The organism is Oceanobacillus sp. Castelsardo, from assembly GCF_001659985.1.
Taxonomy (GTDB): Bacteria; Bacillota; Bacilli; order Bacillales; family Amphibacillaceae; genus Oceanobacillus.
Genome location: NZ_LYCS01000027.1, coordinates 1 through 832 on the forward strand (window position 1 = coordinate 1; position 832 = coordinate 832).

General features: G+C 46.2%; 2 rRNA genes. Both read right to left on the minus strand.

The features are described from left to right. Nucleotides 1-590 (minus strand): 23S ribosomal RNA (locus tag A9178_RS18305); the annotation flags it as partial. A 178-nt stretch (nt 591-768) separates the two neighbouring features. Next, nucleotides 769-832, minus strand: a 16S ribosomal RNA gene (locus tag A9178_RS18310); the annotation flags it as partial.

Below are 832 nucleotides of genomic sequence, written 5' to 3' on the forward strand. Positions count from 1 at the left end.
AACGCGCTTCGACTACTTGTAGGCACACGGTTTCAGGTACTCTTTCACTCCCCTCCCGGGGTGCTTTTCACCTTTCCCTCACGGTACTGGTTCACTATCGGTCACTAGGGAGTATTTAGCCTTGGGAGATGGTCCTCCCGGATTCCGACGGAATTCCACGTGTTCCGCCGTACTCAGGATACACTCCGGAGGAAATTCTTTTTCGATTACAGGGCTGTTACCCTCTTTGGCTAACCTTTCCAGGTTGATTCGTCTAAAGAATTTCTTTGTAACTCCGTGTGGAGTGTCCTACAACCCCAGAGAGCAAGCTCTCTGGTTTGGGCTGTTTCCGTTTCGCTCGCCGCTACTTGGGAAATCGCATTTGCTTTCTCTTCCTCCAGGTACTGAGATGTTTCAGTTCCCTGGGTGTGCCTCTTATACCCTATGTATTAAAGTATAAGTCCTGCTCCATTACGAACAGTGGGTTTCCCCATTCGGAAATCCCCGGATCAATGTTTACTTACAACTCCCCGAGGCATATCGGTGTTAGTCCCGTCCTTCATCGGCTCCTAGTGCCAAGGCATCCACCGTGCGCCCTTATTCACTTAACTAAGTTTACAATGAATAAGCGTGCTATTTAAATAGCCTTGCTTTAAAATTGATGTCGTTTAATTACTCTTATTTAGTTTTCAAGGTACAAAGTTTTAGAGAGATTCACTCTCTCAAAACTGAACCAAACAACACAGTATGCTTCATCCAAATATGGATGTTCCGTAATAAAATCCTTAGAAAGGAGGTGATCCAGCCGCACCTTCCGATACGGCTACCTTGTTACGACTTCACCCCAATCATT